The organism is Pseudomonas pseudonitroreducens (assembly GCF_021603645.1).
GTDB lineage: Bacteria > Pseudomonadota > Gammaproteobacteria > Pseudomonadales > Pseudomonadaceae > Pseudomonas > Pseudomonas pseudonitroreducens.
The window spans coordinates 1-25,851 of record NZ_BQHJ01000007.1; the positions used below are offsets into that span (position 1 = coordinate 1).

The window sequence follows — 25,851 nt, forward strand, 5'->3', positions numbered from 1 at the left end:
CCCGCTGACGGTCCCGGCCAAGCCGGTGGTCGACGCCGCGCCGACCCACATCGGGCATCCGGGCCTGCCTACTCAGTTGGGCATGCGCAACGAAAGCCCGATCTACGACGACGACCTGGACGGCTTCGCGGGCAACTACGACAACCGCGACGACGACATCAACCCCAACCTGGAAGAGTTCCCGCGCCGCATGACCATCACCGCCTCGGAGATTCCCGCCGAGCTGCGAGATGAGCGGAAGGTCGCGGTTGCTGGGCTCTACCAGGTCGGCATCCCCAACGACCACCTGGTGCTTTGACATGAGTGCAGCAGATGCCCGCCGCGCTAGCGGCAACTCAATGGAGGCCAGCCGCCGCGCCAGCGGTAAGGCCCTTATCGATGACCTTCGCGCTATCCAGGACAGCAACACCCAGGAGAGGCGCCTGTCGCAAGTTCCCCAGCGGGGCGCACTGGCAGGCCAGCGAAGCCGGGCCGACTACGCCGCGCCCGCAGCGCCAGTTGGCGGGGGCATAGCAAGCCCGCTTACGGAGCCCGATGCCGCCACGCGCGAGTACTTCGACTCGGTGCTGGTTCCGACCACTGACGGCTTGATCTGGGCACGCTGGAAGAGCCTCAAGAAAATCCACATGGTCGACGCGAACAACGCGCCCGTGGCCTTTGAGTTCAAGAACGGGGTGCAGAAATGAGGTTCCTCAATAACTTGGATGCAGTCCTGACGGCCCCTTTGGCACTCGGTGGGCTGCAACTGCCAATAAGTACCGAGGCCGTCGCGCGGCTCACAGCGGGCGTGGACTACCTGCTCACGCTGACTAACAGCGCCGACCCCGCAGAGCAGTCCAGCTGGGAGGTCGTGAAGGCCAGGCGCACAGGCTCTGTCGTCGCCATCGTGCGCGCAGTTGAGGGCGTCGAGAGCAGCTGGGCACAAGGCGCGCGGGTGTTCTGCACCATTACCGCAGGGGCTCTCAACCAGGTGCTGGCCCGCCTGGACGCTGCCGAGCAGGTCCAGGGCCAACTGCAACAGAACAACGACGCATTGCAGCAAGCCCTCAATACGCTGACGGAGCGTGTTGCGGCGCTTGAGCAAGGCGGTCCCGGCCCTGATCCAACAGCCTCGGTGCTGACCGATGGCGCAGGCAATACCCTGGTCGACGGCCAGGGCAACACATTGATCATGCAGGAGTGACCCTATGCCAAACATCACGCACGTCGTAACCGGCGCCACCTGGCCCAGCACAGCACCGCCCTCCGTTGGCGCGCACTACATCATGGTGGATGCCGACGAGAACCCTACCGGCTCGCTGTGGTTTGCGGTCGCTGCCGAGCACCCGGAAGACTGGGTACTGGTCAAGGGCAACGCGAAAGGGCTCTATGCCGATATCAACCACGTCAGCGCCACTCAGGCAGTCGACCGCATGACGCGCCTGGTCAGCCTGAGTGTGGGCTTTGACCTGGAAGGGGCGCAGGCCCTGGCGATGGTTGAGCTTCCCGATTCGCCAGTGATCCGCGAAGACCTGGTGCTGGAGGTTCTGGCCATCAACGGCCGCTCCGTCACCGCGCGGGTGGACGTAAAGTTTCCATTTCCCATGGGCGGCATCACCATGCCCGAGGGGGCGGAAGGTGTTACAGCCGCTGTCGGCGAAGACTTCCTGCGGCTCACCATCACCCAAGACATCCGCCTGACCTTCAAGGGTATTGAGTACGCCGCCGAGGGCGGCGACCCAACGATGGCTTATGCGACAGTCGTTCCCAGTGATCCTGGTCCGACCCAGTGGGTCGGCGTGCCGCCGCTGAGCTGATCATGGCCTTCCCGAATACACCGCTTGATCCTGAAATCGCCGTGTGGGGCTGGCCATGGCATGGCCCTCTCACCTGGAACGGCTCGGGTGGGTGGGTAGCTCTGCCCAGCGGGCGGACCGTTCCGGTCACGAACGTCACGCATTGGACGTTCCTCTGGGATATGGGAATGCCAGTCTCTCTGGTAGAGACAGACGACCCGGACGAACAATGGTGGAATGCCGCTGTTCTCCGCGCTGCTCGTGGTGGGCGCGCCGTGTATGCCTATGGCGGCCAGGCAATCAACGCAGGCCGTGTTCTGCTGGAAGGTCAGGTAGGCGACTTTGGCCTCACAGTGACCTCGGACAACGAGACTCAGCTGTTGAGGATGAGCTTCGGCGTAGGAGTGATGAACGCTCCGAACTTCTGGACCACCTCCGAGCGCACACTGACGTTGACCTTCACGGAGTTGGACATTCCCATTCCAGACCAGCCCGTCACGGGGGTGGAGGTCGATGTACTTGATCGTCGGCCGGATGGCACAGGAGTCATCCTGCGGCTCTATCGCAACTACCAGCCCACCTTGTCAGCGCAGGAAACCCTCGCGCTTCTGGAGGTGCGCTTTTCCGGGGCCTTCGACAACCTGGGCGTCAGCCATACCATTCTTGCCAGTGGTAAAGACTGTCGCGGCAGGATCACCGTTGCAGCCGACCCTGGAGATGATCCGGGGACCATTGTCAGGGGCGGAATCAGCCGCGCGCGCGTAGGGGAATTCCTGTGCGACTACTCCATCGCCTCCGACTACTGGGCTTGGTATGGGGAGTCGGGCGAGGCGGAAGTTCTGCGCTTTACCGCCCGCGCGGTGGGCACCGTTACGCGCACGGCCTCCGTAACAGGGGGCGGCGCTGACATGGTGTTCATATCGTCCAAGCAGGAGAGCTACGACTACACCTATGAAATCTCTGGCGGCGGCGTTTCTTTGTCGGTGTCCGCTAGCTCCCAGCTATCCAGCGACGCTACAGCTTATGGCGAGAATGGCGAGCGCACAGTGGACAGCGGCACGATGCGCACGACATTCGGCCAAATGGAGGTGCAGAGCCAGGCGGGCAGCAGCGATACACCTGGAGGCATTGACGAGATTGGTTACTTCAGTGCGCCAGAAGACGACGCTATCCCCGCCTTGATTCCGGCCATGTATGCCTACCCCTCAGGGGGCTTTCGCAGCGTCCACCCTCTGCTGACCTTCGCGGGGGTTTCCAATCTCGCGGTCGAAGTCCTGCTGCGATACCCGGAGAACGTCACGACCGTCTTTGTCCCGGAGCTGCGGTACTACTCCTCGGCACTGACGCCGAGCGGGGTTCACGGCGAGCCATTCAGCTACACAACATCCGAGGGACAGAGCGCAGGGCTTGACCTGGCGAGCTTCAACCCAGTAACGCATCAGGTTCTGCGCCATCTCGATCAGCCGACCTTCGGGTGGGTGTGAGGCGGCGGTGCCAATTGTCGTGCAAACATCGGGCGGACTGAGCGGCGGAAGGCAGTGCCAAGCATCTCGCAAGGCAGTGCCAAAAACGGCGCGCGCTTACACCTCTGCCTCGGCTTTGGCTCCAGAGAAACCACCACACACTCCGAACTGCCCCGTTCAGGAGGCCTCGTTGAAGCGGGGTTTCAGGGGTTGAGCGACATGGATGTCGCGAGAGCTGCGATGGGCCAAGGATGGCCCTTCGCAGCGTGCCCCTGAAACCCCGCTTCAACGAGGGTATTTTTCGCCCCAAGCGAAAAACCGGATGTCCGGGGCAAGACCTTTGCCCACTTTGGGGCGTTTGCCAAAGTGGGTCGCCCGAGGGGGCGAAACATAAAACATCAGCACACTCCGCAGCGGCGCGGAAATACCAATACCCCAACAGCACACAAAACGGACAAAGTCCGCTTGAAACCCCGATTGCGTTATCCTGCGGCCCAACCTGTCCCCCTCCCAGGAGCCGTCATGCCGTCGTACCGCCCATTGCTGCCCCTCACCCTGGCCCTGCTCGCCGGCTGCGCCGGACAGAGCAAACCCGTGGTCACCCTGGAAGACGCCAGCGACTGCAAACCACTGAAACTGCACACCGGCCAGGAGCTTGTGCTGATCCTGCCGAGCAACCCCACCACCGGCTTCCGCTGGGAACTGCGCAACGCCGCCAACGGCCTGCTGCGCGCCCTCGGACCAGAGGTCTACAGCAACCCGGAAGACGCAGGCCTGGTCGGCAGCGCCGGCGAATCCACCTGGCGCTTCCGCGTGACCGCCGCCGGCGAGGACACCCTGGAACTGGCCTACCGCCGGCCGTGGGAAGCAGAAGTGGCCCCCGCGCAGACTTTCGTCTGCCCCATCGCCGTGAAGTAATGCGGCGATACCCGGCGCCATAAGCCGCTCGCGCTGGCGCCTTCGGCCTGTAGGCCGGGCGCGGCGCTGCGGCACAGTGGGCGTTCATTTCCTCCGGAGGGATCCCCATGCGCTGGGCACTCTTGGCACTGATCGGCGGTGCCGCCTACCTGTTTGCCGTGACCTTCGACCTGCCCATCCTGCGCATGCTGTGCAAACCGCTGCCGGTGCTGGCCATGCTGTTCTGGATCCTCGGTACCCCGGCTGACGGCTATCGCCGCTGGGTCGCCATCGGCCTGGTGCTGTCGATGCTCGGCGACATCCTGCTGGAATGGCCGATCAATGCCTTCGTCCCCGGCCTGGCCGCCTTCCTGCTCGCGCATCTGGCCTACCTCGTCGCCTACCTGGGCGACACCCGCCGCCCAGCCCCGCTAGGCCTGCTGATCTCAGGCGGCGTGGGCGGCGCCCTGTTCGCCCTGCTCTACAGCCGTGGTCTCGGCCCCCTGCTGCTACCCATTGCACTGTACAGCCTGACCATCAGCGCGATGCTCTGGCGTGCCATTGCCCGACTTGGCGTGCCCTCGATCGCCAATGCCAGCCGGATATTCGCCGCCCTCGGCGCACTGCTGTTCGTCAGCTCCGATTCGATGATCGGCATCAGCCGCTTCGTCGCCGCCTTCGATGGCTCCTCCTACGCCATCATGCTCACCTACTGGCTCGGCCAGTTCGGTATCGCCGCGTCGGTCACATCCCGTCATATCGCTCTGCCATACTCGGAAGGACAAACCACTTCCCGGGCCTGACATGCTGCGAATCGCTTCACCGCTGCTGCTCCTCTGCTCGGCGCTGGCCAGCGCCGAGCCCCTGCGCCTGGCCGGCGACGATTGGTGCCCCTACCTCTGCCCGGACAATCCGGAAAAGCCCGGCTTCCTCCTCGAAGCCCTCGGCCAGGTGTTGCCGCAACCACCGCTGTTCGAACCCCTGCCCTGGCCGCGCGCCCTGCAGATGGCTCGCGAAGGCCTGGTCGACGGCGTAGTCGGCGCATACAGCGAAGAGTCCGAGGAACTGCTGATCGGCGAGGAGCCCATCGGCTGGGTGACCATGCGCTTCTATGTACGCAAGGACAACCCCTGGACCTGGCAGGGCCCGACCTCGCTGAGCAGCCAGTCCATCGGCCTGGCGCAGGGTTATTCGTACGGCAGGGAACTCGACGCCTGGCGCGACCGGCACCTCTCCAATCATGAGCAGGTACAGGTACTCAGCGGCGAGAAAGTGCTCGAACGCAATATCCAGAAACTGCTGCTGGGGCGCATCACGGTGCTGCTCGAGGACAGCCAGATCGTCGAACACTACCTGCACCGTCATGGCCTGTCGGGGAGCATTAAAGCCGTCGGCGAGCTCGCCGATAAACGCCCTATGTACGTTGCTCTCAATCCGCGCCTGGAGGCTGTGCAGGAGCGCCTGAGCGACCTCGACGAAGGCCTGCGCGAGCTGCGCCGCAACGACCAGTGGAAGCCCCTGATGCAGGGTTATGGCATCGCCGTTGACTAGTCCTGCGAAGGCGTGAGAAAAGTCCGGCAGAGCCCTCTGTCATCGGCTATAGATCAATCATAAGAGACTGGGAAAAGGGGAGCTCCATGCGTGCAGTAGTTCGCTCGATGTTGTTGCTGGGAGCCTGCCTGACTCTCTCGGCCTGTGGCAGCCTGCTGCCCAGCGAACGCGCGGAAGTGCAATCACCATTCCTGGATTACCAGGATGCACAGAGCCGCTACAACCAGGTTGATCCTGGCAAGACCACCAAGTCGCAGCTCTACGCGCTGGGCTTCGATCCGCTGTCCCAGGGCAATGCCAAAATGTTGTCGTTCATCGATGTGCGCCTGCTCTTCGTGCAGCCGAATATCCCCATCGACTACCTGCCCGACGGCCTGGTGACCTGCCTGCAGGCCAAGGACCGCTGCGTGGGGTACGCCTTCGACTTCAACAAGACCGACAGCCAGCGCGTCGGCAGCTTCTGGGCCGACATCTTCAACTTCCGCAAGCGCCGCCAGGTGCAGGGCTGGTCGTTCCGCCCGGTGTTCGTGCTGATCGATGACGTGGTGGTGCACAAGACCAGCAACGGCGAGCCGAATATCCGCCGCATGGAAGACAAGAAGAACCCCCTCGGCCCACTGCAGGGCGCCGGCGAATACTTCTCCGACCAGCTCAAGTGACCCTTATCGGCTGACGCTTGGGCGCACTTCGCGCCTCGGCTACAATGCGCGCCCCGGCACACCGGGCGCGCCGCGCCCTGTTGCCTGTTCAGCGTAACGAGGCCCCATCCAGCGTGAGCGAATCCGACCGCATCTTCGCCCAGCCGAAAGCCCAGGTTCCCGACTTCACCTTCAACGAGGACGTGGTGCGCGTCTTCCCGGACATGATCAAGCGATCGGTGCCGGGCTACCCCACCATCGTCGAGAACATCGGCGTGCTCGGTGCGCGCTTCGCAGCGCCGAACAGTGTGCTCTACGACCTCGGCTGCTCACTGGGCGCCGTGACCCAGGCACTGCGCCGCCACGTGAAGACCGATGGCTGCCGCGTCATCGGCGTCGACAACTCCGCGCCGATGATCGAGCGCTGCGGTGAATACCTGCGCGCCCAGGATGCCATGCACCAGGAGCTGTTGCCGGTCGAACTGATCGAGGCGGACATCCTCACCCTGGACCTCAAGCCCTGCTCGCTGATCGCGCTGAACTTCACCCTGCAGTTCATCGCCCCCGCACAACGCCTGGAACTGCTTGCCCGGCTGCACAGCGCCCTGCTCCCGGGCGGTGCGCTGATCCTCTCGGAAAAACTGCGCTTCGCCGACGAACAGGAGCACGAGCTACTCACCGACCTGCACATCGACTTCAAGCGCGCCAATGGCTACAGCGAACTGGAAATCGCCCAGAAGCGCACCGCCATCGAGAACGTCATGCGTCCCGACACCCTGGAAACCCACCGCGAGCGCCTGCTGGCCGCCGGATTCTCCAAGGTCGTGCCCTGGTTCCAGTGCCTCAACTTCGCTTCCCTGATTGCCCTGCCATGATCGAACGCTTCGACCTCGACCGCCTCTGCCTTGAACTGGCCGGCACACCGCTGGAACCCTGGGCTGCCACGCTACCCGCGCAACTGGCTGCCAAGGTCGACGATGGCCACGGTGACCTGGAGCGCTGGCTGGCGGCGGTGGATCGTCTGCCCGAACTGCAGCCTGCCGCCATCGAACTGCGCGAACGCTTCAATCTGGAAGGCGCCTGCGACGAGGCCACCCGCGACCAGCTCAAGCTGGCCCTGCAAGGGCTGATTCCCTGGCGCAAAGGTCCGTTCCACCTGTTCGGTGTGCATATCGACACCGAATGGCGCTCGGACTGGAAATGGCAGCGCGTCTCGCCGCACCTCGATCTGACCGGCAAGCGCGTGCTGGATGTCGGCTGTGGCAACGGCTACTACCAGTGGCGCATGCTCGGCGCCGGCGCGCGCAGTGTGGTGGGCGTCGATCCCAACTGGCTGTTCTTTTGCCAGTTCCTCGCCATGAAGCGTTACCTTCCGGACCTGCCGGCCTGGCACCTGCCCCTCGCCCTGGAAGACCTGCCCGAGAAGCTCGAAGGCTTCGACACCGTGTTCTCCATGGGCGTGCTCTACCACCGCCGCTCGCCCATCGACCACCTGCTCGCGCTGAAAGATTGCCTGCGCAAGGGAGGCGAACTGGTGCTGGAAACCCTGGTGGTGGAAGGCGACGTGAACACCGTGCTGGTGCCCGAGGACCGCTACGCGCAGATGCGCAACGTGTGGTTCCTGCCGTCAGTGCCGGCGCTGGAGCTGTGGCTGCGCCGCGCCGGATTCACCGACGTGCGCAGCGTGGACATCAGCCGCACCTCGGTGGAAGAACAGCGAGCGACCGAGTGGATGCGCTACCAGTCGCTGCCGGACTTCCTCGATCCGGACGACCATGGCCGCACCATCGAAGGCCTGCCGGCGCCGCTGCGCGCCACACTGGTGGCGCGTAAACCCTAGATCGGTTCGCGAGCAAGCTCGCTCCTACGAAGAGCGGCTGTCACAGGGTGCATAACGCCTGAAGCATTATTCGCCCTGCGAGCCTAGGTTCAGCGGTTCGCAAGCAAGCTCGGCCCCGTGTAGGAGCGAGCTTGCTCGCGAAGCAAAGCCGGCAACACTCAGCGATTCGCCGCTGCCACGATCAGCGCCTTCATCTCGGCAACCGCCTGCTTGAAGCCGACGAACAGCGCGTGGGCAACGATGGCGTGGCCGATGTTCAGCTCGTTGATCCCGGCGATCGCCGCTACCGGCTCGGCGTTGTGGTAGTGCAGGCCGTGGCCGGCGTTGACGATCAGCCCGTGGGACAGACCGAACTCCACACCATCACGGATGCGCGCCAGCTCATGGGCGGCTTCAGCCGGGTTGTGTGCATCGGCGTAGCGGCCGGTGTGCAACTCGACGGCCGGCGCACCAATACGTGCAGAAGCCTCGATCTGACGCTGGTCCGGATCGATGAACAGCGACACTTCGCAACCGGCGGCCGCCAGGCGCTGCACCGCTTCGCGGATGCGTGCTTCCTGGCCAGCGACGTCCAGGCCGCCTTCGGTGGTCAGCTCCTGGCGGGTTTCCGGCACCAGGCAGACATGGGCCGGGCGGATGATCTCGGCGAACTTCATCATCTCCTCGGTGACGCCCATCTCGAAGTTCATGCGCGTCTGCAGCACTTCGGCGAGCACGCGCACGTCGCGGTCCTGGATGTGCCGGCGGTCCTCGCGCAGGTGCACGGTGATGCCATCGGCGCCGGCTTCCTCGGCGTCCAGCGCGGCTTTCACCGGGTCGGGATAACGGGTGCCGCGGGCCTGGCGCAGGGTGGCGACGTGGTCGATGTTCACGCCGAGCAGGATACGGTTGGCTTCAGTCACGGGAGTTGTCCTTGCGATTCATGAAGAGCTCGCGGCTGACCAGCGGTCGGCCGCCAAGATGGGGCGCCAGAGCCTGGCGCATCAGGCGCTTGGCTGCCGCCAGGGCACCGGGGGCACTCCAGTCGGCTTCGGCCATGGCCAGCAGGTCGGCACCATGGAACAGGCCCGGCTGCAGGCTGCCGACCGGCTCGAGGCCCGAGTCGGGCAGCAGGCGGTAGAGACCGTCGGGGGCGACGCTCTGGCCGACGATATCGGTGTCCAGGGAAAAACCATAGCCCAGGTCGTCCAGCAGGCGCCATTCGAAGGAGCGCAGCAGCGGCTCCAGCGGCCTGCCAGCCGCCAGCAGTGGCAGGGTCGCGCGGTAGTGCTCGAACAGCACGGGATGCGGGTCTTCCGCCGGCAGCAGGCGGATCATCAGCTCGTTCAGGTACAGGCCGCTGAACAGCGCCTCGCCACTGAGCAGATTGGGAATGCCATGGGGTTCCAGGCGCACGACATTCTTCAGCTCGCTGCGCCCGCGGAACTCGGCTTCCAGCGGCACGAACGGCCGCGCCAGCGCACCGGCCTTGCCCCGCGCGCCGCGCAGCACAGCACGCAGACGCCCCTGCGGGGTGAAGAAATCCACCAGCGCGCTGGTTTCCTTGTAGGGACGGCTGTGCAGGACGAAGGCGGCTTGGGCAGTGGAAGCGAGGCTCATGGCGCTACGCCTGGAGTGGAAGTCGGGAGGCGGACGCCCTCAGGCGCCCGAAGGGTGCGCCCCGCGAAAGATCGCGGGGCGCCGAGGGTCAGAGGTCGCCGTAGCCCAGCGAACGCAGTGCGCGCTCGTCGTCGGACCAGCCGCCCTTCACTTTCACCCAGAGGTTGAGCATGACCTTGGAATCGAACAGCACTTCCATGTCCTTGCGCGCGTTCTGGCCGATGCTTTTGATGCGCTCGCCCTTCTCGCCGATGATGATCTTCTTCTGGCCGTCGCGTTCGACCAGGATCAGCGCATGGATGTGCAGGATAGGACCGTCCTGCTTGAACTCCTCGATCTCCACGGTGACCTGGTACGGCAGCTCGGCGCCGAGTTGGCGCATGATCTTCTCGCGCACCAGTTCGGCGGCAAGAAAGCGGCTGCTGCGGTCGGTGATCTGGTCTTCCGGGAAGAAGTGCTCGCTCTCCGGCAGGCGCTCGGCCACCAGGGACTCCAGCACGTCAAGGTTCTGCCCGTGTTGGGCGGAAATCGGCACGACTTCGGCGTTCGGCAGCTGTTCGGCCAGCCACTGCAGATGCGGCAGCAGGTCGCCCTTGTCTTCCATGCGGTCAACCTTGTTCACCGCCAGCAGGACCGGGCAGCTCACGTACTTGACCTTGTCGTAGACCATCTGGTCTTCGTCGGTCCAGCGGTTGCGGTCGACGACGAAGATCACCACATCGACGTCCTTCAGCGCGGCACTGGCCGAACGGTTCATGTAGCGGTTGAGCGCCTTGTCGTTGTCCTTGTGCAGGCCAGGGGTGTCGACATACACCGCCTGTACATCACCCTCGGTCTTGATGCCCAGCAGGGTGTGGCGGGTGGTCTGCGGCTTGCGCGAGGTAATCGCCAGTTTCTGCCCGAGGATATGGTTGAGCAGGGTCGATTTGCCGACGTTGGGGCGACCAACGATCGCGACGTAGCCGCAGCGAACGACTCCTGCTTCATCTTGCTCGGATGGGTCGTGCTGGTCTTGCTCGTGATCATTCATGGCCATTCTCCACGCCCAGGGCCGCCAGGGCGGCGGCAGCGGCCACCTGCTCGGCGATACGGCGGCTGCCGCCGTGACCATGGGTCTTGTCATTCAACAGGGCAACCTCGCACTCGACGAAGAAGGTGCGGCAATGCGGCTCGCCCTGGATATCCACCACGTCGTAACGCGGCAGTTCGCACCCGCGCGACTGCAGGAACTCCTGCAGGCGGGTCTTGGGATCCTTGTTGGTATCCACCGGGGTCAACTCGCGCAACTGCGGGCCGAGCCAGGCCATGATCCGCTCGCGGGCGGAGTCCATGCCGGTGTCCAGATAAATGGCGCCGATCAGCGCCTCCATGGCGTCTGCCAGGATCGACTCGCGACGGAAACCGCCGCTCTTCAGCTCGCCCGAGCCCAGTCGCAGGTAATCCCCGATTTCGAAACCGCGAGCCAGCAGGGCCAGGGTCTCGCCTTTCACCAGTCGCGCGCGCAGGCGTGACAGCTGGCCTTCGCGGGCCTGGGGAAAGTGGGTGAACAGAGCTTCGCCGATGACGAAGTTGAGGATGGCGTCACCGAGGAACTCCAGGCGCTCGTTGTTGCGCCCGGCGAAACTGCGATGGGTCAGCGCCAGGACCATCAGGTCCTGGTCGCGGAAGGTGTAGCCAAGCTTGCGCTCGAGTCGATCCAGGCTGTTGTTACTCACGGCATTCGTACACGGAATTCTTTGTCAAATTTCACCACCAGGTCGATGTTCTGTACCAGTGGCTCGCGTTTTTCGTATTTCAGGTGGGCGCGGAACTCGTTGTTCTCGAGCTTCACGTCCAGGGCATCTTCCAGATTGAGGTCACGGATGTTGTTGAGCATCAGCGCCTTGTTCACATAGGCGTAGAACTCCGGAACCGAGTGCACTTCCGCGGCCTTGTCGGTTTCCACCGAAGTAACGGCCTTCTCGATGGCGTAGTAGTCCATGTAGTGCGGAATGATCTTGAACGCGGCGCTGGCAAGGAATGCCACGACGGCAAGCACGACCAGCCAACCCAGCAACGACATTCCCTTCTGCGAACGTGCGTACGTCATATCGACCTCATGTCGGTATCTTTCTTATTTGCCCGCCAGGCGCGGCGGGTCCAAGTAAAGCGGGGCTGCCTCGCTCCCCGCGTGCAGCCCCGCCCTTTTTTCTAGCATCGTTCCAGCGTTGCCGGCCTGGACCGTCTCACAAGTTTAGTGAATCACACCAACTCGCGAGAAATTCGGCATGTTACGCATCTTCGGGTCCGGCCAGCTCATCCAGACCGCGAACGCCTTGCCGACGATATTGCGGTCCGGAACCATGCCCAGCAGCTCCTTCGGAATCTTCGGATCGTTCCAGTAGCGGCTGTCGTTGGAGTTGTCGCGGTTGTCGCCCATCATGAAGTAATGGCCGGCCGGCACTTTCCACTGCTTGCCCGGCTCGATGCGGAAGCGGGTCATTTCCTTGCGGATCATGTGCTCCACGGTGCCCAGCTTCTCCTGGTACAGGGTCACGCTGCCCAGGGTGCCCGGCTCCTCGCCCACCAGCGACTCGGCCACGGCCTGGTCGTTGATGTACAGGCGCTTGTCGCTGGTGTAGCGGATGGTGTCACCCGGCACGCCGATGACCCGCTTGATGTAGTTGATGTTCGGGTCGCTGGGATAGCGGAACACCATGACATCGCCACGCTGCGGGTCTCCCACCGGGATCACCTTGGTGTCCAGCACCGGCAGGCGGATGCCGTAGGCAAACTTGTTCACCAGGATGAAATCACCCACTTCCAGCGTCGGCTTCATCGAGCCGGACGGAATCTGGAACGGCTCGACCAGGAACGAACGCAGCACCAGTACGATGAACAGCACCGGGAAGAACGACTTGCCGTACTCGACGAGCACCGGCTCCTTGTTGAGCTTCTCCAGCACTTCCGGGTCGGGCTCGCCGACCGTGCCCTCGTAGGCGGAAATGGCTGCCCGGCGGCGCGGTGCGAACAGCACCAGGTCCACCAGGGCGAGAACGCCGCAAACTGCGACGGCAATCACCAGCAACAGCGGGAAATTCAGGGTCATAGGGTTCAACTGTCCACTTTGAGCACAGCGAGGAAGGCTTCCTGCGGAATCTCCACGCTACCGACCTGCTTCATCCTTTTCTTACCGGCCTTCTGCTTCTCCAGCAGCTTGCGCTTACGGCTCACGTCACCACCGTAGCACTTAGCCAGCACGTTCTTCCTGAGCGCCTTGACCGTCGAACGAGCGATGATCTGCCCGCCGATGGCTGCCTGAATCGCGACGTCGAACATCTGCCGCGGAATCAATTCCTTCATCTTCTCCACCAGTTGACGGCCCTTGTAGGGGGCGTTGTCACGGTGGACGATCAGAGCGAGGGCGTCGACCTTCTCGCCGTTGATCAGCACATCGAGACGCACCAGGTTGGCCGGCTCGAAGCGATCGAAGCTGTAGTCCAGCGAAGCATAGCCACGGCTGGTGGACTTCAGGCGGTCGAAGAAGTCCAGCACCACTTCGTTCATTGGCAGGTCGTAGATCACCTGGACCTGGCCGCTGAGGAAGTGCATGTCGCGCTGGACGCCACGCTTCTCGATGCACAGGGTAATGACGTTGCCCAGGTGCTCCTGAGGCACAAGAATCGTCGCGCGGCAGATCGGCTCGCGCATTTCATCGATGGACGAGAGGTCGGGCAGCTTGGACGGGTTGTCGACATAGAGGATGTCGCCGTTCTTCTGCACGATCTCGAAGATCACGGTCGGTGCGGTGGTAATCAGGTCCAGGTCGTATTCGCGCTCCAGGCGCTCCTGGATGATCTCCATGTGCAGCATGCCGAGGAAACCGATACGGAAGCCGAAGCCCAGGGCCTCGGAGCTTTCCGGCTCGTACTGCAGCGCGGCGTCGTTCAGGGTCAGCTTCTGCAGGGCTTCGCGGAAGTCTTCGAAGTCATCGGAGCTGACCGGGAACAGGCCGGCGTAGACCTGCGGCTTGATGCGTTTGAAGCCCGGCAGCACGTCCACGTCGGGCGTGTTGTTCAGGGTCAGGGTGTCGCCCACCGGGGCACCGAGAATGTCCTTGATGCCGGCGATGATGAAGCCCACTTCGCCGGCCTTGAGGTCCGGAGTCTCGGTGTGCTTGGGGGTGAAGACGCCGACGCTGTCCACCTGGTGGACCTTCCCGGTGGACTTCACCAGGATCTTGTCGCCTTTCTTCACCCGGCCGTGCTTGACGCGCACCAGCGAGACCACGCCCAGGTAGTTGTCGAACCAGGAGTCGATGATCAGCGCCTGCAGCGGGGCGTCGATCTCGCCTTCGGGCGCCGGGATGGCGGTGACCAGGCGCTCCAGTACATCTTCCACGCCCATGCCGCTCTTGGCCGAGCAGGCTACGGCGTCAGTGGCGTCGATGCCGATGATGCTTTCGATCTCGTCCTTCACGCGGTCCGGGTCGGCCTGCGGCAGGTCCATCTTGTTCAGCACGGGCATCACTTCCAGGCCCTGCTCGATGGCGGTGTAGCAGTTGGCGACCGACTGCGCTTCCACGCCCTGGCCTGCGTCCACCACCAGCAGCGCGCCTTCGCAGGCGGCCAGCGAGCGGCTGACTTCGTAGGTGAAGTCGACGTGGCCGGGGGTATCGATGAAGTTCAGCTGGTAGGTCTTGCCGTCCTTCGCCTTGTAGTGAAGGGTGACGCTGTGCGCCTTGATGGTGATGCCGCGCTCACGCTCCAGGTCCATGGAGTCCAGAACCTGGGCCTCCATCTCGCGGTCGGACAGGCCGCCGCACATCTGGATGAAGCGGTCTGCCAGCGTCGACTTGCCATGGTCGATGTGGGCGATGATGGAGAAATTGCGGATATGACTCAGGTCACTCACGGCGAACACACTCGGAAGGCTGAAGGCGGCGGTCCGCCGAAAAATAGCCGGGGAGTTTACCTGAATACAGCCAGGGGCGTCACGCCGCGCCGGACGGTCAGGCATGAAAAAGGGCGGTCGAGACCGCCCTTTTTCGGTGCGCCAACCTTATTCGGTCAGCTTGAAGGTGATGAAGCTCGCACGGCCCTGGCGCAGCACGCGCATGGAGATCGAACGATCCTTCGGCAGCGCCTTGGCGATTTCGCTGAAGGTTTTCGAAGAATCCACTGCACGGTTGTTCAGGTGGGTGATGACGTCGCCCGCACGCAGGCCGATCATCGCCGCCGGTCCACCCTGCACTTCCTTGATCACCACACCGCCCTTGATATCCAGGGACTTGCGCTGCTCGGCAGTCAGCTCCGCCACGGTCACGCCCATGCGGTTGCTGCTGCGCTCGGCGCCCTTGCCTTCGACCGCGGCAACGGCATCGTCGTCGTCCGGCAGGCTGCCGATGGTCATGCTCAGGGTCTGGCGCTTATTGTCACGGATGACTTCCAGGGACGCCTTGTCGCCGGGCTTCATGTTGCCCACCAGGTGCGGCAGGTCGGCGGATTCGTTGATGGTCTGGCCATTCAGGCTGAGGATCACGTCCCCCACCTGCAGGCCGCCCTTGGCTGCCGGGCCATCTTCCACCAACTGCGCCACCAGCGCGCCGGCCGGCTTGTCGAGGCCGAAGGACTCAGCCAGATCCTTGTTCACTTCCTGGATCACCACGCCCAGCCAGCCACGGTTGACCTTGCCGCCAGCCTTGAGCTGATCGGCGACGTTCAGCGCCACATCGATCGGGATCGCGAACGAAAGCCCCATGAAGCCGCCGGAACGAGTGAATATCTGCGAGTTGATGCCCACCACTTCACCCTGCAGGTTCAGCAGCGGGCCGCCGGAGTTACCCGGGTTGATCGCCACGTCGGTCTGGATGAACGGCACGTAGTTCTCGTTCGGCAGGCTACGGCCCTTGGCGCTGACGATACCGGCCGTCACCGAGTGATCGAAGCCGAACGGCGAACCGATGGCCAGCACCCACTCACCGACCTTCAGCTTGTCGGAATCGCCCAGCTTGAGCGTCGGCAGACCCTTGGCGTCGATTTTCAGCACGGCCACATCGCTGCGCGGATCGGCACCGACCAGCTTGGCCTTGTGCTCGCTGCGATCGGACAGGCGCACGAGGATCTCGTCAGCGTCGGCCACCACATGGTTGTTGGTGAGGATGTAGCCATCATCGGAAATGATGAAGCCCGAGCCCAGCGACTGGGCTTCACGCTGCTGGCCACGGGGCGCCTGCCCCTGGCCGCGGGGAATGCTGCGTTCGAAGAATTCGCGCAGGCCCGGCGGCAGGCCGTCGAGGTCCGGAATGCCCATCTGCGCGTTGGAGCGATCGGGAAGCTTCTGCGTGGTACTGATGTTGACCACCGCCGGCGAAGCCTTCTCGACCAGCGGCGTAAAGTCCGGTAGTTCAGCCCGCGCGGTGACCGACAGGCTCAGGGCCAGCAGGGCGACCAGCGCAGCCATGCTGCGTTTCAGGGTTTGCATTGACTACAGCTCCCGTGATGTTGATTGGGAAGATCACTAAACAGGGCCGGGCGGCCCACCGACCAGCGCACGCAGCACAACCGGTTGCATCGCCGGATCATCCGTATGGCGTCGCGCGTAGTGACGCACCAGCAGCCAGGTCAGCAGAAATCCCGCCAGCCCGGCCACGATGATGAGAGGTTCCCTCAGATCGAAGCATGCCGCCAGCAGCGCCAGCGCGAACAGTCCGATCAGTGGGGAAAGATAGAAAAGCAGGGCGCTCTTGAGCAGAAGCTCTTCGTCCATGCCAAGCAGGATTTCATCGCCTGGCTTAAGGCTCGATGAAGCCGGACTCCAGGGGATCGACGTGGTTACGCGGCCACGCCGCTGGAGAAGCCCCAGTCGCTCACCCAGCCCATGACCGCAAGCGGCGTTGGCTGAACATCCCGAGCAGGTGGAGCGGCGCAGCGTTTCGACCTGGACAGCACCAGGCTCGACCGCAATCACCCTCCCCCGCTCCTGGATCACTGAGGCTGGGCTCCCGATGGCCGCATGGACAACGCCACGCGCTCGGCAGTACCACTGGGTATCTCGCCGACGACTGTCACCATGGTGCCGCCGTCTTCGCTGGCGAACCGCCTCGACACCACAGTGGTCGGGCCCAACTGGGTGCGGGCATCATCGACCTTGGCGCCATGCAGCGGCTCGAGGAACACCGAGAAGCGCGCCAGGCCGTCGCCATAGGCCAGGCAAAGCACCTGGTCATTGGAAACCGGGCTGCGTTCCTGCAGCGTGCTGTTCAGGGTGAAGCCCGGCGGCACCCATTCGGAGTGCCAGTTGGTCTTCACTTCGGCGACCTTCGCTTCCTTCACCGGCTTGCATGCCGAGCTCGGCTGCAGCTCGCCGTCGTCCGGCGCCGCCATGTCGATGCGGGTGAATTGCAGGCGCTCGATGATCTGGCCCTTGTCGTTGAGCAGCAGGGACTTGAGCGGCAAGCCGGTCTGCTTGTCCAGGTGCAGCTCGAATCCGTAGCGATGCTGGTCACGCGGGATCACCGCCAGCACCACTGCCGGGCGGTCGGCAATGCGCGACTCGCCGGCGACGCGAACGTCATAGTAGGCGGACAGATCGGTCGGATTGAGCTTGCGTGCCGGCCACATCTCGCCGGTCGACACCTGGCCCGACATCCCCCCACCTACGCACTGGGTAGCGCCATCGACGCGCACCACTTCCTGGCGCGGCCCATCGACCTGGACCAGATGCTCGCGCACGGAGCCATCGCTCTCCACACGATGCCAGACATCGTGGGTGGTGAAGGCTCCGCTGCGCTCGTAGATGAAGGTACCCTGGAAGTTCTGTTGCTGATCAGCCTCGGAGAGGCGCTTGATCCAGTCCAACGCATCGGCGGCCTGGACTGGCAATGCCAGCAGACCGCCGAGGAAGAACAACAGTGCTGTCGTAGCGCGCATGTCGCTCCTTAAGGTCGCAAATCAGCGGCTTTCCAGGCTCGCGGCGCGTGCGTAAGGCAGGGCGCTGTCGGTGCCGCTGACGGCGGACTGCTGCGCGTGCTGACGCAGGTAACCCGGAAGACGCTGCTCGTGCCAGGTGGTCTGCCCGCCCTGGGCATTGGTGATCACCTGCGGCGCCTCGTCCTGAGTGTAGCCTGCCAATACCGCCGGGCCTTGCACTTGCGGCAGGGCGATCTGCGGAGTGGCGCCTTGCTGGGCAAGGCCGTTGGCAACACTGTCATCCTGGTGGTACATGCGCACACCGGCCAGCACGGCCAGGGTCACCGAGGCGGCGACGGCCAGGCGGCCAACGTTGCGCCAGGGATTGCGACTGCGCGGCGCCGGTACGGCCTCATCGGCCAATGCGGCGGAGACGGCAGCTGCAATGTCCAGCTTGGGCATGGCCGGCTCACGGTGCATCACTGCACGGGCCAGTTGGTAACGGGACCAGGTGGCCCGCAATTCGGCGTCCTCGCCGCAGGCTGCAAGCACACGCCGCAGCTCCAGCTCATCCGCTTCGTTATCCATAACAGCGGACAGCGACTCCTGCAGGGCTTCACGACTCATAGCGGTACCTCTCTTGGCTTCTGCCGCTGTATCAGACTTCATCATGCAACAAAGGCTGCAAAGCTTTGTCGATCGCTTCCCGCGCACGGAAGATCCGTGAGCGGACGGTTCCCACCGGACACTGCATCACGGTGGCGATATCTTCGTAACTCAGGCCTTCGAACTCACGCAGGGTCAAGGCCGTGCGCAAATCATCGGGCAACTGCTGGATGGTGCGATGGACCGTTTCCTCGATCTCATCCCGCAGCATGGCTCTTTCCGGCGACTCGATGTCCTTCAGGGCGTGATCGCCGTCGAAGAACTCCGCGTCCTCTGCCGTGACATCGCTGTCCGGCGGCCGCCGACCGCGCGCAACCAGATGGTTCTTCGCGGTGTTGATGGCGATACGGTACAGCCAGGTATAAAAGGCACTGTCACCGCGGAAGTTACCCAAGGCGCGATACGCCTTGATGAACGCTTCCTGTGCGACGTCCTGGGCTTCCTGGGCGTCGTGCACGAATCGCACGATCAGCCCCAGAATCTTGTGCTGGTACTTCAGCACCAGCAGGTCGAAGGCCCGTTTATCTCCGCGCTGTACCCGTTCAACCAGTTGCTGATCCGTTTCCTGGGTTAGCATGAATGCTCCTCTGAAAACCTGGAGGAGCTTCGAGCACCCTGGTGAATCGTCCTGCCAAGATAGACTCGGGTCTTTTGCAAAAGTTCTCCCCTCCAAGCATACGCCGCACAGTTTTTTCACATTGGCGGCAACCGGACCCCGACATGCGTCCGAAGCCCGTCAAATTCAACTGTACCGGGCGGAACACCCGCTCCCCTTCCGCGCAATGTCAATCTGCGCGCAAAGCTGATTGGGTATTCCGCGTTCGAACCGGAACGCCTGAAAAAGTTCCGGGGATTTACCGTGATCCTTCAATGATTTCGACGCCACCCGGACGCCCGCCAGGCCGGCTTGAGCGGGGAAGAATGCCTCCCGCCCTGCGACTGCCGTCCCGCCGCACGCACCTTCGGTGTCATCGGTTCGCCAGTATTGTGCCGTGGCCCCCTTCTATATACTAGGGCGCCATTTTGTGGAGCCGGGTATGAGTCAGCATTTCCAGCATGATGTCCTAGTGATCGGCAGCGGGGCCGCCGGCCTGACCCTGGCGTTGACGCTGCCTTCGCACTTGCGGATTGCCGTGCTGAGCAAGGGCGAACTGTCCCAGGGCTCCACCTTCTGGGCCCAGGGCGGGGTCGCTGCCGTGCTGGATGACACCGATACCGTGGAATCCCACGTCGAGGACACCCTGGTAGCCGGTGCCGGCCTGTGCCGCGAGGACGCGGTGAAATTCACCGTCGAGCATAGCCGCGAGGCCATCCAGTGGCTGATCGAGCAGGGCGTGCCGTTCACCCGCGACCACGAGCCGGGCCGCGAGGACGGCGGCTTCGAATTCCACCTGACCCGCGAGGGCGGTCACAGCCACCGGCGCATCATCCACGCCGCCGACGCTACCGGCGCCGCCATCTTCAATACGCTGCTGGAGCAGGCACGCCAGCGGCCGAACATCGAACTGCTGTCGCAACGGGTCGCCGTCGACCTGATCACCGAGCGAAAACTGGCGATGAACGGCCAGCGCTGCCTGGGCGCCTACGTGCTGGACCGCGCCACCGGCGAAGTGGATACCTTCAGCGCGCGCTTCACCGTGCTCGCCTCCGGCGGCGCCAGCAAGGTCTACCTCTATACCAGCAATCCCGACGGCAACTCCGGCGATGGCATCGCCATGGCCTGGCGCGCCGGCTGCCGGGTCGGCAACCTGGAGTTCAACCAGTTCCACCCGACCTGCCTGTACCACCCGCAGGCCAAGAGTTTCCTGATCACCGAGGCGCTGCGCGGCGAAGGCGCCCTGCTCCGCCTGCCCAACGGTGAGCGCTTCATGCCGCGCTTCCACGCCCTGGGCGAACTCGCCCCGCGTGACGTGGTAGCCCGCGCCATCGACCACGAGATGAAACGCCTGGGCATCGACTACGTCTACCTGGACATCAGCCACAAGCCAGCCGAGTTCATCCGCGAGCACTTCCCCACCGTCTACGAACGCTGCCTGGACTTCGGCATCGACATCACCTGCGAACCCATCCCGGTGGTGCCGGCGGCGCACTACACCTGCGGCGGCGTACTGGTGGATTCCCAGGGTCGCACCGACGTGCCGAACCTCTACGCCATCGGCGAAACCACCTTCACCGGCCTGCACGGCGCCAACCGCATGGCCAGCAACTCGCTGCTGGAGTGCTTCGTCTACGCCCGCTCCGCTGCCGCCGACATCCTCGCCGAGCTTCCCAAGGCACAGCCCCTGGTCGCGCTGCCGTGCTGGGATGCCAGCCAGGTGACCGATTCCGACGAGGACGTGATCATCGCGCACAACTGGGACGAGCTACGGCGTTTCATGTGGGACTACGTGGGCATCGTGCGCACCAACAAGCGCCTGGCCCGCGCCCAGCACCGGGTGCGTCTGCTGCTGGACGAAATCGACGAGTTCTACTCGAACTACAAGGTCAGCCGCGACCTCATCGAGCTGCGCAACCTCGCCCAGGTGGCCGAGCTGATCATCCTCTCCGCCATGCAGCGTCACGAGAGCCGCGGCCTGCACTACACGCTGGACTACCCGGACCTGCTGCCCGAGGCCCGCGACACTATCCTGGCGCCATCCACCTACTGCGACTGAAGCGCAGCCGCACGCGCAGGCGCCGGTGCAGCTCGGGCGCCAGGGCATCGGCGGGGACGCAGACGCTGCGCGCCAGCCAGTCGCCGGGACGGCGGAAACGCAGGACGATCAACCAGGGCAACGCCAGGCTGTCCGGCAGCAACTGCACCGGCTGGAACCCCTCCCGCGCACTCCACAGCTGCCAGCCCTCGGCGTTGTGGCGCAGCGCACGTACCGAATCCGCCGCGCGCAATAGAATCCGCCCAGGCACAACCCAGCAGGCGTGCAGCAGGCAGAGGCTCAGGCCGAGCGTCTTCCAGTGCAGGGGAATCTCCGCGAGCAGCAGCGCCAGGGCGGCACCGAACTGCGCGGCGAGATAGGCCGCCAGCAAACCGACGGACGGTTGCCAGCGGCATTCGAAGGGGTCACTTCGGCTGGACACGGTCCAGGATCATCCGAACGATGATGCGCAGGTCGGCATCTTCCGGCTCGCCGCGCTGCATGAACCAGCCGAACATGTCCTGGTCCTCGCATTCCAGCAGCTTGCGGAAGCGCGCCTGATCATCGGCGGGCAGGCCCGGGTAGACTTCCTGGACAAAGGGCACCAGCAGGACGTCCAGTTCCAGCATGCCGCGGCGGCTGTGCCAGAAAAGGCGTTTGAGTTCGGTTTCGTCGGTCATCTGCGGGCACCTCGATTAACAGCGGGCGAATACATGTTGTCGCTCGCGAAGTCGACGGACGGCGCGAGCCGAGCGGCATTATACGCATGCTCGACTCCCCCGGCACCCGCTGACAAGGCACGGCCCGGGCTCTATCATGAGGCCCCTAACTTTCTTCCAGCGAATCGTGATGACCGACTCTGCTTTCTACACCGAACTCAATCACGAAGGGATTCTCGCCGTCCGTGGCGCGGACGCCGGCAAATTCCTCCAGGGCCAGCTGACCTGCAATCTCAATTATCTCAACGCCGAATACTCCAGCCTCGGCGCTCGCTGCACGCCCAAGGGCCGCATGACCTCCAGCTTCCGCATCCTCGCCGAGGGCGAAGGCTTCCTGTTGGCCATGGCCAGGGACCTGCTGGACAGCCAACTGACCGACCTGAAGAAGTACGCGGTGTTTTCCAAGGCCACCCTCGCCGATGACAGCGCCCAGTGGGCGCGCTTCGGCCTGAGCGGTGCCGATGCCGTACTCGCCGAGCAGGGCCTGGCGCTCTCCGGCGAAGCCGACCAGGTAGCACGGGCCGACGGCCTGATCGCCATCGGCCTTGGCCAGGGCCGCGTCGAACTCTGGGCGCCGGCCGAACGCGCCGCCGCCATTGCCGACCTGCTGCAGGCTCGCCTGCCCCACGCCGAGCTCAACGACTGGCTGCTCGGCCAGGTCCGTGCCGGCGTCGGCCAGGTGTTCGGCGCCACCCGCGAGCTGTTCATCCCGCAGATGATCAACCTGCAGGCGGTGGGCGGCGTGAGCTTCAAGAAAGGCTGCTACACCGGCCAGGAAATCGTCGCGCGCATGCAGTACCTCGGCCGCCTCAAGCGCCGCCTGCAGCGCCTGAAACTCGATGGTGCCGACCTGCCGGAGCCGGGCCGCGAGCTGTTCTCGCCGGTGCATTCCAGCAGCGTCGGCGAAGTAGTACTGGCGGCCCGCGCGGCCGATGGCGTGGAACTGCTCGCCGTGCTGCAGGAAGACGCCGCTGCCGACGGCAATGTGCGCCTGGGCGAGGACCAGCCCCTGCGCCTGCTGGACCTGCCCTACGTTCTGGACAGCGACCGCGAGATCCAGCGCTGAATTCCGTGCCGGGCGGGGAGCCCGGCTTTCCCTGAAGGACACTGCATGAGCAAGCTTGCCGAAAAAGTACAACAGGAACTGCTGCGGGCTATCGATAACGATGAGCTGGTGCTGCCGACGCTGCCGGAAGTCGCCCTGCGCGTCCGCGAGGCGGCGGAAGACCCGGACATCAGCATCCAGGACCTCAGCAAGGTGATCGGCAACGACGCTGCCCTGACCGCACGCATCATCAAGGTGGTGAACAGCCCGCTGCTGCGCACCAACAAGGAAATCACCGACCTGCAGATGGCGATCAGCCGCCTGGGCATCAACTACACCTGCAACCTGGCCACCGGCCTGGCCATGGAGCAGATGTTCCAGGCCACGTCCGACGTGGTCGACCGCAAGATGCGCGAGGTGTGGAACAAGAGCACCGAGATCGCCGGCATCTGCCATGCCCTGTGCCGCCACTACACCCGCCTGGCGCCGGACCAGGCGACCCTCGCGGGGCTGGTGCACCAGATCGGCGTGCTGCCGATCCTCACCTACGCCGAGGAGCACAGCGAACTGCTGGCCGACTCCATCAGCCTCAACCACGTGATCGAGCGCATCCACCCGATCATCGGCGACCGCATCCTCAAGGCCTGGGACTTCCCGGCGCCGATCGCTGCGGTGCCGGGGCAACACCTGGACTTCACCCGCGACTCGGCCAAGGTCGACTACGTGGACATCGTCCAGGTCGCCACCCTGCAGAGCTACCTCGGCAGCCAGCACCCCTACACCGAGCTGGACTGGGCGACCATCCCGGCCTTCGCCAAGCTGGGCCTGGACCCGACAGCGGACGTGAAGGAAGACGAAGACCTCTCCGCCGCCATGGAAGCGGCGATGAGCATGCTGCAGTAACGGCAGACCATTGCGCCGGCGGTGATCGATCGCGGACGGAGTCCGCTCCTACGCAGGGATCAAGCTCCGGGTAGGAGCGGACTCCGTCCGCGATGCTTTCGCCCAACACCGAAACCCGCCCTCACCGGCGGGTTTCGCGTTTCTGGCTCAGGCGTTTTCCGCGGGGAAGGTTACCCGCACCAGCAGCCCGCCGAGCTCGCCCTGGCCCAGCTCGATGCGGGCGCGGTGGGCGCTGCAGATCTCGCCAACGATGGCCAGCCCCAGGCCGGTGCCCTGCTGGCGGCGACGGTAGAAGCGGCGGAATACCTTGTCGCGCTCTTCCGGCGGGATGCCGGGGCCGTCGTCCTCGACCTCCAGCTCCGCCGGCGAGCGCACGCGGATGATCACGTTGCCGTCCGCCGGGGCGTGGGCAATGGCGTTGTCCACCAGGTTGCTGAGCAGCTCGTTGAGCAGGGTCGGATCGCCCTTCACCCAGGCCGGCTCGGCAGCCTCCAGCGCCAAGCTGACGCCGCGCGAATAGGCCAGCGGCGCCAGCGCCAGGCCCAGTTCGCGGGCCAGCTGGCCCAGTTCGATGCGCTCCCCGGCGCCTTCGGCGATGGCGCGCGCGCCACTCTCCACGCGCGCCAGCGACAGCAGCTGATTGGCCAAACCGGTCACCCGGTCGGTGTTCTGCACCGCATCCGCCAGCGTAGCGCGCCACTGCTGCGGGTCCTGCTCGCGCAGGCCGAGTTCCAGCCGCGCCTTGAGTGCCGCCAGCGGGGTGCGCAGTTCGTGGGAGGCCTCGGCGATGAACTGCGACTGCCGGTCGAACAACCCGCGCAGACGCACGGTGAAGTGGTTGAGCGCCGCCACCAGCGGACGCAGCTCCTTCTGCACGCGGACTTCCGGCAATGGCCGCAGGTCGTCCGGCTGGCGATCTTCCACGGCCTCACGCAGACGATCCAGCGGGCGCAGGCCGGCACTTACCGCGTACCAGACCATCATCAGCGCGGCGATGGCCGACAGCGCCAGGTTGAGCAGGGTGTCGGCGAGCAGGTTGCGCGCCAGCCGCTCGCGCGCGCCCATGGTTTCGGCGACACGGATTTCCGCCATGCCGTTGACCGTCGGCTGGCTCACCGGCTGAAGCAGGCTGACCACCCGCACGCCCTGCCCTTCGTAGGTGGCATCGTAGAACTTGGCCAGCGCCGGGTAGTCGTCCGTGCGCGGCGTGGTCGGCAGCGGCGCCGGCAGGTTCTCATAGCCGGAGATCATCTTTCCCTGGGGGTCGATGACCTGGTAGAAGATGCGCCCGGCGCTGTCGTACTCGAAGCTGTCCAGCGCCACGTAGGGCACATTGGCGCGCAGGGTGCCGTCACTGGCGTAGAGGCCATCGGCAATGTCCCGCGCCGACGCCAGCAGGGTCCGGTCATAGGCGATGTCGGCCGCGTGCCGGGCGCGCCAGTAGGTCGCCGCACTGCCGATCAGCAACAGCACCAGCAGCAGGCCGCCGAGGCGCCAGAGCAGGCGCCCGCGCAGGCTGCCCGTGCCTGGGAAGGCCCAGCGCCGTTCAGCCATCCTGGGCTTCCAGCAGGTAACCCAGGCCGCGGAAGGTAACGATACGCACCGAGCTGCCCTCGAGCTTCTTGCGCAGGCGATGCACGTAGATCTCGATGGCATCGGCGCTGGCGTCCTGGTCCAGGCCGAACACCTGCGCCGCCAGTTGCTCCTTGCTCATCACCCGCCCCGGCCGGGCAATCAGCGCCTCCAGCACGGCCTGCTCGCGGGAGGTCAGGTTCATCGCCTGTTCGGCGAGGGTGAAGCGCCGCGCGCCGAGGTCGTAGACCAGTTCGCCGCAGCGTTGCTGCTGCTCGCCGCCGAGCACGCTGCGACGCAGCAGGGCCTTCACCCGCGCTTCCAGTTCGGTGAGTTCGAAGGGTTTGGCCAGGTAATCGTCGGCGCCCAGGTTCAGCCCGTGCACGCGATCGCGCACTTCGCCGCGGGCGGTAAGCATCAGCACGGGCAGGGTCTTGCCGCGCTCGCGCAGACGCGCCAGCACCTGGAAGCCGTCCAGCCGAGGCAGGCCGACGTCGAGGATCGCCAGCGCATAGTCCTCGCTGGCCAGCGCCAGATCGGCGGCCACGCCATCCTGCAGCAGGTCCACCGTCCAGCCGGCGCCCTTGAGCGCCTGGGCGACGCTTTCGCCGAGTTGCGGATGGTCTTCAACCAGGAGAATTCGCACGCGTTTCTACCCCTC

29 protein-coding genes and 1 pseudogene are annotated in these 25,851 nt (G+C 64.7%); 14 read left to right on the top strand and 16 right to left on the bottom strand.

The window, feature by feature from the left end; translation table 11 throughout:
* The 11 genes and pseudogenes from L6D89_RS17535 to cmoB all read left to right on the top strand — a co-directional run.
* Positions 1–298 (top strand): annotated as a pseudogene (locus tag L6D89_RS17535) (hypothetical protein); the annotation flags it as partial.
* A 1-nt stretch (position 299) separates the two neighbouring features.
* Positions 300–686, top strand: a complete 387-nt coding sequence (locus L6D89_RS17540; protein WP_236200644.1) for a hypothetical protein — start codon at positions 300–302, stop codon at positions 684–686.
* Positions 683–1,183: a hypothetical protein gene (locus tag L6D89_RS17545; protein WP_236200645.1), complete on the top strand. Its 501-nt coding sequence runs from the start codon at positions 683–685 to the stop codon at positions 1,181–1,183. The genes L6D89_RS17540 and L6D89_RS17545 overlap by 4 nt, the downstream gene beginning before the upstream one ends.
* Positions 1,184–1,187: 4 nt before the next feature.
* A complete protein-coding gene (locus tag L6D89_RS17550; RefSeq protein WP_236200646.1) occupies positions 1,188–1,796 on the top strand; it encodes a hypothetical protein in 609 nt (202 codons plus the stop codon).
* Between the two features lie 2 nt (positions 1,797–1,798).
* Complete coding sequence (locus L6D89_RS17555; RefSeq protein WP_236200647.1) at positions 1,799–3,259, top strand: hypothetical protein; 1,461 nt, start codon at positions 1,799–1,801, stop codon at positions 3,257–3,259.
* 501 nt (positions 3,260–3,760) lie between these two features.
* Entirely contained in the window at positions 3,761–4,156 is a 396-nt protein-coding gene (locus tag L6D89_RS17560) for a protease inhibitor I42 family protein (RefSeq protein WP_236171896.1), read from the top strand.
* A 107-nt stretch (positions 4,157–4,263) separates the two neighbouring features.
* On the top strand, positions 4,264–4,938 hold the full coding sequence (locus tag L6D89_RS17565; RefSeq protein ID WP_236200648.1) for a lysoplasmalogenase: 675 nt from the start codon (positions 4,264–4,266) through the stop codon (positions 4,936–4,938).
* A 1-nt stretch (position 4,939) separates the two neighbouring features.
* Entirely contained in the window at positions 4,940–5,686 is a 747-nt protein-coding gene (locus tag L6D89_RS17570) for a substrate-binding periplasmic protein (RefSeq protein WP_236200649.1), read from the top strand.
* Positions 5,687–5,772: 86 nt separating this feature from the next.
* On the top strand, positions 5,773–6,345 hold the full coding sequence (locus L6D89_RS17575) for a hypothetical protein (RefSeq protein ID WP_081517641.1): 573 nt from the start codon (positions 5,773–5,775) through the stop codon (positions 6,343–6,345).
* Positions 6,346–6,458: 113 nt separating this feature from the next.
* The gene (gene cmoA / locus L6D89_RS17580) at positions 6,459–7,199 is read left to right on the top strand and encodes a carboxy-S-adenosyl-L-methionine synthase CmoA (RefSeq protein WP_236200650.1); all 741 of its coding nucleotides are present in this window, start codon (positions 6,459–6,461) and stop codon (positions 7,197–7,199) included.
* Positions 7,196–8,164 carry a tRNA 5-methoxyuridine(34)/uridine 5-oxyacetic acid(34) synthase CmoB gene (cmoB, locus tag L6D89_RS17585; protein ID WP_236171906.1) on the top strand — a complete coding sequence of 323 codons (969 nt, stop codon included), beginning with the start codon at positions 7,196–7,198 and terminating at the stop codon, positions 8,162–8,164. The genes cmoA and cmoB overlap by 4 nt, the downstream gene beginning before the upstream one ends.
* Positions 8,165–8,322: 158 nt before the next feature.
* Here the strand turns inward: cmoB and pdxJ are convergent, their stop codons facing one another.
* From pdxJ to rpoE, 12 genes are all read right to left on the bottom strand, one after another.
* Positions 8,323–9,066: a pyridoxine 5'-phosphate synthase gene (gene pdxJ / locus L6D89_RS17590; RefSeq protein ID WP_017517398.1), complete on the bottom strand. Its 744-nt coding sequence runs from the start codon at positions 9,064–9,066 to the stop codon at positions 8,323–8,325.
* Positions 9,059–9,763: a DNA repair protein RecO gene (recO, locus tag L6D89_RS17595; RefSeq protein WP_236200651.1), complete on the bottom strand. Its 705-nt coding sequence runs from the start codon at positions 9,761–9,763 to the stop codon at positions 9,059–9,061. Before recO ends, pdxJ begins: the two co-directional genes overlap by 8 nt.
* Positions 9,764–9,851: 88 nt before the next feature.
* Complete coding sequence (gene era, locus L6D89_RS17600; RefSeq protein WP_236200652.1) at positions 9,852–10,793, bottom strand: GTPase Era; 942 nt, start codon at positions 10,791–10,793, stop codon at positions 9,852–9,854.
* On the bottom strand, positions 10,786–11,478 hold the full coding sequence (gene rnc, locus L6D89_RS17605; protein WP_275094688.1) for a ribonuclease III: 693 nt from the start codon (positions 11,476–11,478) through the stop codon (positions 10,786–10,788). Before rnc ends, era begins: the two co-directional genes overlap by 8 nt.
* Positions 11,475–11,852, bottom strand: a complete 378-nt coding sequence (locus tag L6D89_RS17610) for a DUF4845 domain-containing protein (protein WP_236171911.1) — start codon at positions 11,850–11,852, stop codon at positions 11,475–11,477. Before L6D89_RS17610 ends, rnc begins: the two co-directional genes overlap by 4 nt.
* A 144-nt stretch (positions 11,853–11,996) precedes the next feature.
* Positions 11,997–12,851, bottom strand: a complete 855-nt coding sequence (lepB, locus tag L6D89_RS17615) for a signal peptidase I (RefSeq protein ID WP_236200653.1) — start codon at positions 12,849–12,851, stop codon at positions 11,997–11,999.
* Between the two features lie 5 nt (positions 12,852–12,856).
* The gene (gene lepA, locus L6D89_RS17620; protein ID WP_024765539.1) at positions 12,857–14,656 is read right to left on the bottom strand and encodes a translation elongation factor 4; all 1,800 of its coding nucleotides are present in this window, start codon (positions 14,654–14,656) and stop codon (positions 12,857–12,859) included.
* A gap of 147 nt (positions 14,657–14,803) precedes the next feature.
* Positions 14,804–16,225, bottom strand: a complete 1,422-nt coding sequence (locus L6D89_RS17625; RefSeq protein WP_236171914.1) for a DegQ family serine endoprotease — start codon at positions 16,223–16,225, stop codon at positions 14,804–14,806.
* A gap of 36 nt (positions 16,226–16,261) precedes the next feature.
* Positions 16,262–16,732: a SoxR reducing system RseC family protein gene (locus tag L6D89_RS17630; RefSeq protein WP_236200654.1), complete on the bottom strand. Its 471-nt coding sequence runs from the start codon at positions 16,730–16,732 to the stop codon at positions 16,262–16,264.
* Positions 16,729–17,673 carry a MucB/RseB C-terminal domain-containing protein gene (locus tag L6D89_RS17635; protein WP_236171917.1) on the bottom strand — a complete coding sequence of 315 codons (945 nt, stop codon included), beginning with the start codon at positions 17,671–17,673 and terminating at the stop codon, positions 16,729–16,731. The genes L6D89_RS17630 and L6D89_RS17635 overlap by 4 nt, the downstream gene beginning before the upstream one ends.
* Before the next feature lie 21 nt (positions 17,674–17,694).
* The gene (locus tag L6D89_RS17640) at positions 17,695–18,279 is read right to left on the bottom strand and encodes a sigma-E factor negative regulatory protein (RefSeq protein ID WP_024765536.1); all 585 of its coding nucleotides are present in this window, start codon (positions 18,277–18,279) and stop codon (positions 17,695–17,697) included.
* Between the two features lie 31 nt (positions 18,280–18,310).
* Entirely contained in the window at positions 18,311–18,895 is a 585-nt protein-coding gene (gene rpoE, locus L6D89_RS17645) for an RNA polymerase sigma factor RpoE/AlgU (RefSeq protein ID WP_024765535.1), read from the bottom strand.
* 460 nt (positions 18,896–19,355) lie between these two features.
* On the opposite strand from rpoE, the gene nadB reads away from it, so the two are divergent.
* Complete coding sequence (gene nadB / locus L6D89_RS17650) at positions 19,356–20,972, top strand: L-aspartate oxidase (protein WP_236200655.1); 1,617 nt, start codon at positions 19,356–19,358, stop codon at positions 20,970–20,972.
* Here the strand turns inward: nadB and L6D89_RS17655 are convergent.
* Positions 20,941–21,393 (bottom strand): protein YgfX, encoded by a 453-nt coding sequence (locus L6D89_RS17655; protein ID WP_236200656.1) that lies wholly within the window; start codon positions 21,391–21,393, stop codon positions 20,941–20,943. The genes nadB and L6D89_RS17655 overlap by 32 nt on opposite strands.
* The gene (locus L6D89_RS17660) at positions 21,377–21,631 is read right to left on the bottom strand and encodes an FAD assembly factor SdhE (protein ID WP_024765533.1); all 255 of its coding nucleotides are present in this window, start codon (positions 21,629–21,631) and stop codon (positions 21,377–21,379) included. The genes L6D89_RS17655 and L6D89_RS17660 overlap by 17 nt, the downstream gene beginning before the upstream one ends.
* Positions 21,632–21,800: 169 nt before the next feature.
* On the opposite strand from L6D89_RS17660, the gene ygfZ reads away from it, so the two are divergent.
* The gene (ygfZ, locus tag L6D89_RS17665; RefSeq protein WP_236200657.1) at positions 21,801–22,736 is read left to right on the top strand and encodes a CAF17-like 4Fe-4S cluster assembly/insertion protein YgfZ; all 936 of its coding nucleotides are present in this window, start codon (positions 21,801–21,803) and stop codon (positions 22,734–22,736) included.
* 45 nt (positions 22,737–22,781) lie between these two features.
* Positions 22,782–23,618 (top strand): HDOD domain-containing protein, encoded by an 837-nt coding sequence (locus L6D89_RS17670; protein ID WP_236171929.1) that lies wholly within the window; start codon positions 22,782–22,784, stop codon positions 23,616–23,618.
* Positions 23,619–23,765: 147 nt separating this feature from the next.
* Here L6D89_RS17670 and L6D89_RS17675 read toward each other — a convergent pair whose 3' ends face one another.
* Positions 23,766–25,172 carry a sensor histidine kinase gene (locus tag L6D89_RS17675; protein ID WP_236200658.1) on the bottom strand — a complete coding sequence of 469 codons (1,407 nt, stop codon included), beginning with the start codon at positions 25,170–25,172 and terminating at the stop codon, positions 23,766–23,768.
* Positions 25,165–25,836: a response regulator gene (locus tag L6D89_RS17680; protein ID WP_024765529.1), complete on the bottom strand. Its 672-nt coding sequence runs from the start codon at positions 25,834–25,836 to the stop codon at positions 25,165–25,167. The genes L6D89_RS17675 and L6D89_RS17680 overlap by 8 nt, the downstream gene beginning before the upstream one ends.
* Between the last annotated feature and the right edge of the window lie 15 nt (positions 25,837–25,851).